This window comes from Legionella drancourtii LLAP12 (assembly GCF_000162755.2).
Classification (GTDB): Bacteria; Pseudomonadota; Gammaproteobacteria; order Legionellales; family Legionellaceae; genus Legionella; species Legionella drancourtii.
Map to the genome: position 1 here is coordinate 26,760 of NZ_JH413850.1, position 10,382 is coordinate 37,141.

Consider the following 10,382-nt stretch of genomic DNA (forward strand, 5'->3'; position numbering starts at 1 on the left):
TCACTCAAAAAAACCGATCTCTCTTGAGATATTAATCCTTATTCAAGTGAGTTTACTTTTAGGCTATAACCCTCTTTTTTATATCTTTACCCTGCCATGTTGCTTGTTCTTATGCAAAAAACAACTTAATGAATGAGTTTAAATCACGCATGGACTACTATTAAACTAAAACACACTGCTTTCGCAGATATATTATAATAAACCTATTCAGGTTAAGGATTTTGATACCATGGACATCCCTAGTTTGCATAAACTCTTATTGTACATTCAGCACAGTATTTCATTTTGTGGCGTTCTGATCATTTTTTCCGGCGTTATCATCGCATTAACACGCTACATTCGTTATTTATTTAATGAGTCCGCTACACAAAAAATTGACCTGAATAAAATTCGCTTGAATTTAGGTATCGTTCTTACTTTAGGGCTAGAATTTATTGTTGCCGCAGATTTAATTGGCACAACCACCGCTCCCGACTATTATTCCGTTGGGATTGTCGCCAGCATTGTACTCATTCGTACCGTACTAAGTTTTACCTTAAATCGAGAAATTAATGCCATTAGTAAAATGGAACAACAAAATTCTGCTGAACAGCCGGTAGCTATTCAGCAGAAATAAGTAAAGCCTAAAGAGCCTGGCCACCAGAAACCTCTATTCGTTGTGCTGTGACCCAGTGATTATCCTCAGTCAGCAAGGAGGCAACCATACTACCAATATCATCAGGCAGCCCCACGCGCCCAAGTGCAGTTTGTGAAGCAATTAATTTATTGATTTCCTTATTGTCTCGTACTGCCCCATGACCAAAGTCAGTTTCAATGGCGCCAGGAGCCACCGTATTCACCGTAATATCCCGCGCGCCAAATTCATGCGCCATATAGCGAGTTAAAACCTCAAGACCACCTTTCATCGCGGCGTAAGCCGCATAACCAGGAAACGTAATACGAGTCAAGCCTGTTGAGATATTCACAATTTGACCGCCATCATTCATCAGCGGCACTAGTTTTTGAGTTAAAAAGAATGGCCCTTTAAGATGAATTTTCATTAATTGATCAAATTGCTCTTCTGTCATCTCGGCAATCGTTGAGCCAATGCCAATACCGGCATTATTTACCAAATAATCAAAAGAACTACGACTCCAATGCTCATGCAACTCCAGACTAACACGTTCTACAAAAGTATTAATCGAATGCATATTGGATACATCTAACTCCAATGCCCGCCCTTTTCGCCCTATTTTTGCAATTTGCTTTACTACCTCTTCAGCATCTTGTCGTTTACTATTATAAGTCAAAATAACATCATTGCCTTTCGCGGCAATATGCAGTGCCATACTTTTGCCTAAACCACGGCTTCCGCCCGTAACAATTGCAATTTTCATAACCATTCCTTGGTGATGTGTTGAATAGATTCATTATAGAATAATAAATTTATAATATTTAAAAAATAGAGAATTGGTTACTATAAAAATAAGGCCGTAGCTAAGCTCGTTAATTCAAATTTTATAGCAATAATTAGCAATAAATTACCAGAAATATTGCATATGGAATAATATTAATCTATAATTTCAAATGAAATAGTATTGGAGGCTGTATGAATACTTCCTTAAACATAAACTATGAAAAAGAACGAGTATTAACGAAAGCGATTCTGAATTTAGCTAATTTTTACAATTTAACCGGTAAAGATCTTAGTGATATTATTGGCATCAGTGAATCCAGTACCACCCGTTTACATCAAGGTAAAAAAGTTATTTCGCCCAATACCAAAGAAGGTGAAATGGCCTTGCTATTGCTCCGAGTATATCGCGGTTTAAATTCATTAATTGGCAATAATCATGATAAAGCTAAAATATGGCTAAATAGTTTTAATACCTATTTTAATAAAAAACCAATTGAGCAACTAAAAACAGTGACAGGCTTAGTAGATGTAGTAAATTATTTGGATGCAATGCGTGGAAAATTATGAATGTTTGGGAATTATGTGAAGGCCGCCAATACATAAAGCCGCTTTCTGTAGAGCCATGGAGGGTTGTTGAAGCCCAGCATATATTAAGTTCGCGTGACTTAGTCGACAGTCGTGAAGAGCATGATCTACTTGAAGAGCTATTAGAGCAATCAAAACCAGCTATTGAAAAAGAAAAAAACTATCTGATTTTCACCCCCTTTCGCTATCCCCCTTTAAAATATGGTTCTCGTTTTGGCCGCACCTTTGAACCATCACTATGGTATGGCTCAAAAGAATTAGAAACTGCATTTACAGAAGTGGCATATTATCGTCTTAAGTTTTTAAATGACAGCCAAGGTGACTTAGGTTATTTAGAAATTTCAATGACTGCGTTCACTGCCTTTTTAACAACACAGAAAGGATTAGACTTAACAGAAACACCTTTTAATCAATATATAAAGCACATTTCTGATAAAAATGATTATGCATACAGTCAGCTTTTAGGCTCAGCCATGCGACAAGAACAAGTCGAAGCATTTATCTATCCTTCTGCACGGACAGCAAACAAAGCGAAAAATATCGCCGCGTACACTCCCGCAGTGTTCAAAATGAAGAACAATCAATATGTGAATAATCAGCAAACATGGATTTGTCTGGCCAGTAAGCAGGTAATTGAATTTACACGGATGGGTATTTTAGGAAAAGAGCGTTTTTCTTTTGGTGAGACTTATTTTTAGTAGCTAATCCGAAAATTTCCCGCTCCCATAATGGAACCGAGGCATCATCCGCGGGCATAAGGATAAGGCGAAACTTATATGCCCCCTTAAAGGAGAAGGAAATTTCAAATTAGATTTAATATTATTTCTTTTTATCGGCTTTAGGCTGCTCATGATGCTTCTTCATTTTCTCCTCAGGATGAGCAACATGTTGTTGATCATGACGACGAGCATCTTGCGATTCTTTCTTAAATTTAGGGCCTTTAGACATTTTCGTTCTCCATAACGTTAAAAAAATACTAACGCCTTAAATTTAGTTTGCCCGGCACCAAAAAGCAAATCATCCAACTTGAATTACAATTTTCCCCACAGCCTTTCCAGATTCCAACAACTCATGAGCCCGACCAACCTCTTCTAAAGAAAATTGATGCGGATCAATCAATGGTTTTAAATAATTATCATCCACTAAAATGGCTACTTCCTTTAAAATTTTCCCATGACGATCGCGTTGTACATTAAATAACAGAGGCAATAACATAAATACGGCGTGCAAACTGGCTGAACGTGTATGCAATAAACTAAGATCATGAGAAGAAGTCGCTTGGATGCTAACGACGTTTCCATACATTGCCACCGCTGCTAGTGACTTATCCAGGTTCTCACCACCAACCGTATCAAATACCGCATCAAATCCTTTACCATCGGTTAGGCGATTGACGTAATCCTGAACTGCCTCAGTGCGATAATTAATCGTTTTGTGGGCGCCAAGCGCTTTAGCAATGTCTGCTTTTTCAGAGGAAGATACCGTTGCATAAACTTCCGCACCAGCCCATTTAGCCAACTGAATTGCAATATGCCCGACTCCACCAGTACCCGCATGGATTAAAATCTTTTGGCCAAATGTCAGTTTAATTTTTTCAAAAAGCGCTTCCCAAGCAGTAATCGCCACCAGGGGTAATGCCGCAGCCTCCAGCATGCCCAGCGATTTAGGTTTCTTCGCGATTAATCGCGCGTCAGCAAGCATAAATTCAGCTAAGGCACCGGGCTCTGTTTTAAAACCACCAGCACAACCATAAACTTCATCCCCGATAGAAAAGCCGCTAACATCAGGCCCTATTTCTTCAATAACGCCAGCAACATCACCGTGTAATATCATAGGCGCCTCAGGCGCAATATGTGCATATTTACCAGAACGAACTTTACAATCAACTGGGTTAACGCTGCTTGCCTGAACACGAATTAAGACATAACCTGGCTTAATTTTAGGTTTAAGAACATCCACTGTTTCAAAGACGGAACAATCACCAAATGATGATATCGCTTGTGCTTTCATAGCATCTCCTAAAAATAGTTATCTTAACCAAAAACTTCTTCCGGCATTTTTTTACTTGCCAAAATTGCTCGTGGTTCGCGTTTTTTAAAATGTTTACGGCAGGTAGATGAGTATAAATTATTGCCACCAATTAATACTTGATCACCTTCTGTAATTGCCTCTCCATCTTCATTAAGTCGTAAAATCATCGTCGCTTTGCGCCCGCAGTGACAAATGGTTTTAATTTCAACAAGCTCATCTGCCCATGCGAGTAAATACTGACTTCCCTCAAATAACTCCCCTCTAAAATCAGTACGTAAACCATAAGCCAAAACAGGAATACCCAGTTGATCGGTAATTTCCGTTAATTGATGCACTTGTACACGAGTTAAAAATTGCGCTTCGTCAATTAAAATGCAGGCGTAAGATTGCTTTCGTTCAAGGACGCACTTGTACAGATCATCCTCTTTATTAAAGATAAGTGCTTCTTCTGATAAACCAATACGAGAATGAACCGTACCACATTCATAACGATCATCAATCGACGGCGTAAACAATAAGGTTTGCATACCTCGTTCGCGATAGTTATAACTTGATTGTAAAAGTACAGTACTCTTTCCGGCATTCATTGCTGCAAAATAAAAATAAAGTTTAGCCATAATTATTTTTGTGTTTTTGAGTTGGCATTTATTATATCATTGGGCGCAACACAGGTAACTAAAAAGCTTAAAAGGAATTGCTTTATGAACATTATTATCGGAGGCGGTACAGGATTAGTTGGACAGGTATTGGTTCCTGAATTAATCCGCGCTGGACACGATGTCACCATCATTGGCAGAGCTAAAGAAAAAATCCAAAAATGCTTCAAAAATACAGTACATGCCGTTACTTGGGATGAGTTGGATACCCTAAATCCTGATGAGATTGATGCCATTATCAATCTTACAGGAGAAAATATTGCGGAGCATCGCTGGTCATCTAAAGTCAAAAATAAATTATTATCCAGTCGTATTGAAGCAACCCACCACTTTGTCCATTGGGCAACAAAGGCAAAATCGAAAAAGCCTCATTTATATAATGCCAGTGCTATTGGCATTTATGGATTGCAAAAAAAACTCCCCAACGCAAATGATGCCTTTACCGAACAAAGCCCAAACAACGCAGCATCAGCAACCAGTTTTGCCAGTCTGCTCGTCAGCCAATGGGAGCAAGCTGCATTACAAGGCACCAACATCCCCGTAACGTTAATGCGATTTGGTGTGGTGCTAAAACGTGGTGAAGGCATGTTAAAGAAATTGGAATTGCCCGCACGATACGGAATGGGCGCGATAGTAGGAACTGGAGAACAACCACTGGCGTGGATAGATCATATTGATCTGGTCAATGGCATCTTATTTTTAATTGCTCATCCTGAAATTACAGGCCCAATTAATCTCGTAGCCCCTCAGCATGTATCACAGAAAGTATTTAATCAAACTCTGGCAAAGGTATTAAAAAAACCAACCTTTCTACGCTTACCTGCGTGGCTTGTTCATTTATTATTTGGCCAAATGGGAGAAGAACTGCTCTTATCTGGTCAAGCGGTTATCCCGCAACGACTTTTAGACCATCAATTTGATTTTAAATACCCTACGTTGTTATCCGCATTAACACGAGAATTTGCAGAAAATAGTCAATAGCCATCAAGAAAAAACGCCATTCCCCCGTGAGGCATAGTTATCAAGCGAAATAGACAAGGTTAAAATGCCTTCGCTTGACACTTATGCCCACGTGAAAAAGGAACTTTTCATATTAACTTGATAGCAAAGGGCTTTACCGCCCAGCCTTGTGTCTTATTATTGCTTAATTACTAATTAGGAAGATGAGTTCCTTTATTTAATAAGCCAAGATCCTCCATTGCACTTTTTTCAGCAACAGCACCTACTTTGGGCATGCTATGGCCCACATTTTTAGCATGAGAAACATTAGCCTTACTGTGCTGCATTACTGGCTTCGTGGCTTTAATTGTTTTTTTCACATTTGTTTTCGCTTTAGACGCTGCTTTTACAGGTGCTTTTACGCCTGCAGATGATTTGACACCAGACGCCATTTTTTTAGCTCCAGTCTTAGTCGGAGAAGTACTCTTTTTTACTGTTTTTTTCGCTTCGTGGCTTGCTTGAGGCACAACATTTTTTACACTCTCTTCATTGTGTTGAGTGACATTTAACCAATGATTTTCAAAAATACTAAAGGTATCTTTCATATGGTTCAGTATCATATGCGTATTTTGAATAAGCATATCCATATTTCGTTCAAAAAGATCACCTGGTTTTTTTGCATTTAATAAATCATCAGGTTTCATATAAGACATTGATTGAAGAGTTTTAACATTTAACTCCATTAATTTTTGCAAAGGAAAACTCATGTTGCTAAAAGTCTTTTGATCTAAGTAAATGTTTTTCATTATTTCTCCTTTATGGTGCGGCGCACAATTCAAGATTAGTTATCATCATTTAATTTGTCAAATAAAATTCGCGTTAATGATTCAATACAAATATTAAATAATATGCCTCATATTGCCTCACAAAAAAATAATAGTAACAAGTCAAAAATCAATAGCGCAAGCCTAACTTTTTCAGGTAGGATGAGTAGGGTTTAAAGTATAATTTTTAGCAAAGGAGCATTTTATGGGTAAGTTAAATCCCGAAGGAATGATGGAAATCGCAAATGCCAAGAACGAGCGTGTGAGTACTCTAAAAAATTTAATCGCCCAACCATTTGATGTAAACAATCTAGAACAACTAGCCAAAATAAAAAAATATCTTAATGATTTTGAATTTTCCGCAAATCAAATGTATTTATTTCAAGGAATGAGTACGGGGATTAAAGCCTGGGGAGGCTCGTGGCTTATGGGACGTATTCTTCCTATTCCTGACTTTGCCAGCTACTTCTTAACCGCTTTTCTTTATTTTGGTGCGGCTGGTTATATTTTACAAAAATTTAATACCAATGATTTTCATGATCAATTAGAAGAGATGAAAACCATTTATAATTGGTGCTTAAAAGGAAATAAAGAAGTTTATGATGAAGCAAATAATAATGAAAAACTTAATCATCCTGAAATACAAAGAATGATCGAGTTACTTGCACCACTGTGTTCCACTAACTTCATGTGTGTATGGCCTAAAGTAACCGACGAAAGTGGCCCCACAAGCGGATTAGGAATCGTAGTCAATGCGAGCCAAAAATTATATTCTCGCTTTTTTTCCGCCACACCTCAGCCCTCAGATAAACTAAAAGCGCTGCAAATAAAAGTAGAGAATGGCGAGCTAGCACTCAATGCGTTTAGTGGCGCAGAAAAAGCCATACACTACTTTGCAACCGATCCTAATTTTAGGGCTACGCTGATGGCAAAAGTACAAATCCCAATAGATTATGCAAAAGGTATGCTTCCAGAAATGCTCACCGCAGGCTTTTCTCATTCTAAAGCCGCTTAAAATTCAAGCATTAATTATCCCCCATATGCAAGCAATACAAGCTACATTGGGGGAATATCTGCTAATATCTTAGCGGTAAAACTACTTCTTAAATAAAAGCCACGCGGCAATGTTTTTACTTTATTGCCCTTACTATCAAAGCCATAACATAAAGACTTACCATGAGCAGCCTTAGGACGTACTTGTAAATAATCCCCTGATTTAGCGTCGAGTGTTTCGAGGTATCCCGTACTGATTTGTAAAGTTAAATAATTCCAGTCAGCTTCCAAAATGGTTTCTTGCGCTTCATTAGGAGACCATAAAAATCCTTGACCAATTCTTCGTTGCATATAAGGAATATCGGCATCCCCTTCGATTGGAAGCCATAGAACACGCTGTAATTTGGCGTAACATTGTGATGATTTCCAATCTTGCTGATGAATAGTTAATAAGGGTATGGACGTAATAAAGGTTGATTCTGTTGGTTTACCCGACTTAGCAACAGGTAAGGTTTTTAGTTCTATTCCTAAATATTGAAAATCTGGCAGTGATTTATTATAGGCATTCGCTCCTAAGGCTAATTCAATAGCCTGCCCAATCCAGCCTTTGCGCTGATCAGGATTAGTTGGAATAGACAGGCCTAAACCTAAAGCCAGTTGCGCAAAACTAAGTCCTACAAGTTTGGCACAACGCTCAATGACCTCAGTTTCAGTTTTCGGCAGAGTATTTTGAAGTAATGTACTCACCTAATCCTTCCTTAAGTTCAATAGAAAATGGTTCAATAGGCGGTTTTACATTTGCCGCTTTAAATTGGGCAGTAATCGCAAATAATACTTTTGACTGTACTTCAAAACGAGTATGTATTTGTACGTTGATAAAATATCGCGCTTCAAACTCAATTAATGCTGTATCAATTTTCTTAAGGAAAACTTGCGCCGGAGGATCGGCAACAATTTCTGAAGTCGTTGCCAGCACATCAAAAATTAATTGCTGAATCATTACCGGATCATCATGTCTGCTCACTTTAATAGGAATTACTGAGCGCACAATACTGTCTTGATGAGTCCAGTTTGTAAATGGTTTATTAAAGGTCTCAGCATTGGGAATTAATACTTCCATATTATCCCAAGAAGAAACACGCATGCAGCGAATACCAATATGTGCAACCCGCCCTTCATGCTCACCAATAGTAACTAAATCGCCCTCGCGAACAGGTCGTTCAATCAACAACATGAGCCCGCCTACAATATTACTGGCAAAATCACGCAAACCAAAACCCATACCAACGGCAAGTCCACCAATAATCATCGACATGCCACTAAAATCAAAGCCTAGAACGTGCAAAGTAACAAAACCACCAATTAATACTACGGCATATTGGCTAAATACCGAGAGGCTATTACGTATACCGGGATCTTTCGTATTTTTAAACAACCAACGATAACAAAATTCACGAGTCCATTTTGCTGCCCAGAAAAAAAATTGCCAGCAATACAATAAAGGCGATACTGCTACTCACCGTGATATGAATTCCAGGTAAATTAACAACCGTATACTTTGCTATTTTCTCTAAACCAATAATAACCTGAGAATCCGAATTCCAACCAAATAATTTGCATAAGATGACACTACTTAATAAAAGTAAGGTAATCCGTATAATACGATCAATCGGTTTTAAAAAAACTTCGATCCACAACCATCCATTACGTAATGCAGAGATCATCCATTCTGAAAATAACTCCAAAGCGTCGAAGAGCAAGCCACGTGCAAGAATGTAGCCTACTAAAACAGTCAATGCATTCGCCTGATATTGGCTCATAGTCCAGGCGAGATTAATAAAGCCAGATAAACCTATAACCGCTGTAGAAAATGCCGTTATAGGAACCAGAAGAATCAATAAAGAAATGGCATTATGCACGTATCTTTTTTTATTTTTTAATAAAGGACGTACGAGATAACGAATGACTTCTTTACTTTTCCACGCAACCAAGGACACCGTTAACATAAACAGCATGAATAGGCGGTTAAATATGTCTTGAAGAAGAATCGATAAAGGTAACAAATGCCCAATCGTCATTAAGGAGGCAGTCCATCCACCAAAGAGTAACAACCATTTTAAGCGATAGTATAATTTAACATCTTTACCCGAAGAGTCAGAAATACTCTCTAATAAAACTAAACGTGCAATTAAAATTGATACCCTAAAAGTAAACCATACGGCAATCAGTTTGAGGACTAATTGATAATTTGAAAATGAGATATGCGTAATGTAAAGTAAAAACCAGAGCATTGCAGTGATACAAAGATAAGGTATATTTCTTTGAATAAGAACTAAAACACCATCATAAAGATAACCAGTCAAACGAGAACGTTCTTTATCACCACGTAATGTTTTCAAAAAACGACTTAATATGAAAAATAGCCCTGCAATAAGAGCAAAGCCGCCCCATAGCATAACAACAGATAAAGGACCCAACCATAAATAACTATCATAGACTTTTAAACTAAGCGTATTAATATATTTATAAAACAATCCTGGAATAGCTGCTATTTTTTTCAGGATTATTGGCCAACTGCCAATATTGTATTCTGCCAGGGTTTGTCTTGATGAAAGCAGTTGCTTCAATTGTGCCTGGTAATCAATTAAATTAGTCACAACCACCTGTTTTTGCAGGCCGACTTCATTGAGACGTTGCTTTAAAGTACTTTGCAAGACATTGATTGATTTTTTTAAATTAACATTTTTAATTAAACTGGTTTCATTATTTAGAAAATTGCCTATCTGATGCATTGATTTCTCAATTTTATTGTATTGATTCAATGCATCTTTATAAATGTCGGCAACTAACTGTAAATTTTTGGTATCGGGATTTCTAAGATAGATAATATCCGCCCTTACTACCATTTTTTGAGCATTCAAGGCATTTAAATGATATTGAATAGCGGCAATATTTTGG

Annotated in this window: 11 protein-coding genes and 1 pseudogene; 5 read left to right on the forward strand and 7 right to left on the reverse strand. The window is 37.7% G+C overall.

Going from position 1 to position 10,382, the window contains the following annotated elements; genetic code table 11:
* Positions 1-229: 229 nt before the first annotated feature.
* The gene (locus LDG_RS17615; protein WP_006872829.1) at positions 230-616 is read left to right on the forward strand and encodes a DUF1622 domain-containing protein; all 387 of its coding nucleotides are present in this window, start codon (positions 230-232) and stop codon (positions 614-616) included.
* A 7-nt stretch (positions 617-623) separates the two neighbouring features.
* On the opposite strand, the gene LDG_RS17620 is transcribed toward LDG_RS17615, so the two are convergent.
* The gene (locus tag LDG_RS17620) at positions 624-1,376 is read right to left on the reverse strand and encodes an SDR family NAD(P)-dependent oxidoreductase (RefSeq protein ID WP_006872830.1); all 753 of its coding nucleotides are present in this window, start codon (positions 1,374-1,376) and stop codon (positions 624-626) included.
* Between the two features lie 212 nt (positions 1,377-1,588).
* Between LDG_RS17620 and LDG_RS17625 the strand changes: the two genes are divergently transcribed.
* Together LDG_RS17625 and LDG_RS17630 are read left to right on the forward strand one after the other, a co-directional pair.
* Positions 1,589-1,963 (forward strand): MbcA/ParS/Xre antitoxin family protein, encoded by a 375-nt coding sequence (locus tag LDG_RS17625; RefSeq protein ID WP_006872831.1) that lies wholly within the window; start codon positions 1,589-1,591, stop codon positions 1,961-1,963.
* Positions 1,960-2,679 carry an RES family NAD+ phosphorylase gene (locus tag LDG_RS17630; RefSeq protein ID WP_006872832.1) on the forward strand — a complete coding sequence of 240 codons (720 nt, stop codon included), beginning with the start codon at positions 1,960-1,962 and terminating at the stop codon, positions 2,677-2,679. The genes LDG_RS17625 and LDG_RS17630 overlap by 4 nt, the downstream gene beginning before the upstream one ends.
* Before the next feature lie 121 nt (positions 2,680-2,800).
* Here the strand turns inward: LDG_RS17630 and LDG_RS20575 are convergent, their stop codons facing one another.
* From LDG_RS20575 to LDG_RS17640, 3 genes are all read right to left on the reverse strand, one after another.
* Complete coding sequence (locus tag LDG_RS20575) at positions 2,801-2,929, reverse strand: hypothetical protein (RefSeq protein ID WP_006872833.1); 129 nt, start codon at positions 2,927-2,929, stop codon at positions 2,801-2,803.
* Positions 2,930-2,998: 69 nt separating this feature from the next.
* Positions 2,999-3,991, reverse strand: a complete 993-nt coding sequence (locus LDG_RS17635) for a zinc-dependent alcohol dehydrogenase family protein (protein WP_006872834.1) — start codon at positions 3,989-3,991, stop codon at positions 2,999-3,001.
* Between the two features lie 23 nt (positions 3,992-4,014).
* Positions 4,015-4,629: a thymidine kinase gene (locus LDG_RS17640; protein WP_006872835.1), complete on the reverse strand. Its 615-nt coding sequence runs from the start codon at positions 4,627-4,629 to the stop codon at positions 4,015-4,017.
* A gap of 84 nt (positions 4,630-4,713) precedes the next feature.
* On the opposite strand from LDG_RS17640, the gene LDG_RS17645 reads away from it, so the two are divergent.
* Entirely contained in the window at positions 4,714-5,649 is a 936-nt protein-coding gene (locus LDG_RS17645) for a TIGR01777 family oxidoreductase (protein WP_006872836.1), read from the forward strand.
* Between the two features lie 170 nt (positions 5,650-5,819).
* On the opposite strand, the gene LDG_RS18755 is transcribed toward LDG_RS17645, so the two are convergent.
* On the reverse strand, positions 5,820-6,413 hold the full coding sequence (locus tag LDG_RS18755) for a hypothetical protein (protein ID WP_006872837.1): 594 nt from the start codon (positions 6,411-6,413) through the stop codon (positions 5,820-5,822).
* A 223-nt stretch (positions 6,414-6,636) separates the two neighbouring features.
* On the opposite strand from LDG_RS18755, the gene LDG_RS17655 reads away from it, so the two are divergent.
* A complete protein-coding gene (locus LDG_RS17655; protein ID WP_006872838.1) occupies positions 6,637-7,446 on the forward strand; it encodes a hypothetical protein in 810 nt (269 codons plus the stop codon).
* A 41-nt stretch (positions 7,447-7,487) separates the two neighbouring features.
* Here the strand turns inward: LDG_RS17655 and mutH are convergent, their stop codons facing one another.
* Complete coding sequence (mutH, locus tag LDG_RS17660) at positions 7,488-8,171, reverse strand: DNA mismatch repair endonuclease MutH (protein WP_006872839.1); 684 nt, start codon at positions 8,169-8,171, stop codon at positions 7,488-7,490.
* Positions 8,134-10,382 (reverse strand): annotated as a pseudogene (locus LDG_RS17665) (mechanosensitive ion channel family protein); the annotation flags it as partial. The gene mutH and the pseudogene LDG_RS17665, both read right to left, overlap by 38 nt.

Bases quoted from the DNA above. Each gene is read 5' to 3' on its own strand.
- LDG_RS17615 (WP_006872829.1), top strand. From the start codon at position 230: ATGGACATCCCTAGTTTGCATAAACTCTTATTGTACATTCAGCACAGT.
- LDG_RS17620 (WP_006872830.1), bottom strand. From the start codon at position 1,376: ATGAAAATTGCAATTGTTACGGGCGGAAGCCGTGGTTTAGGCAAAAGT.
- LDG_RS17625 (WP_006872831.1), top strand. From the start codon at position 1,589: ATGAATACTTCCTTAAACATAAACTATGAAAAAGAACGAGTATTAACG.
- LDG_RS17630 (WP_006872832.1), top strand. From the start codon at position 1,960: ATGAATGTTTGGGAATTATGTGAAGGCCGCCAATACATAAAGCCGCTT.
- LDG_RS20575 (WP_006872833.1), bottom strand. From the start codon at position 2,929: ATGTCTAAAGGCCCTAAATTTAAGAAAGAATCGCAAGATGCTCGTCGT.
- LDG_RS17635 (WP_006872834.1), bottom strand. From the start codon at position 3,991: ATGAAAGCACAAGCGATATCATCATTTGGTGATTGTTCCGTCTTTGAA.
- LDG_RS17640 (WP_006872835.1), bottom strand. From the start codon at position 4,629: ATGGCTAAACTTTATTTTTATTTTGCAGCAATGAATGCCGGAAAGAGT.
- LDG_RS17645 (WP_006872836.1), top strand. From the start codon at position 4,714: ATGAACATTATTATCGGAGGCGGTACAGGATTAGTTGGACAGGTATTG.
- LDG_RS18755 (WP_006872837.1), bottom strand. From the start codon at position 6,413: ATGAAAAACATTTACTTAGATCAAAAGACTTTTAGCAACATGAGTTTT.
- LDG_RS17655 (WP_006872838.1), top strand. From the start codon at position 6,637: ATGGGTAAGTTAAATCCCGAAGGAATGATGGAAATCGCAAATGCCAAG.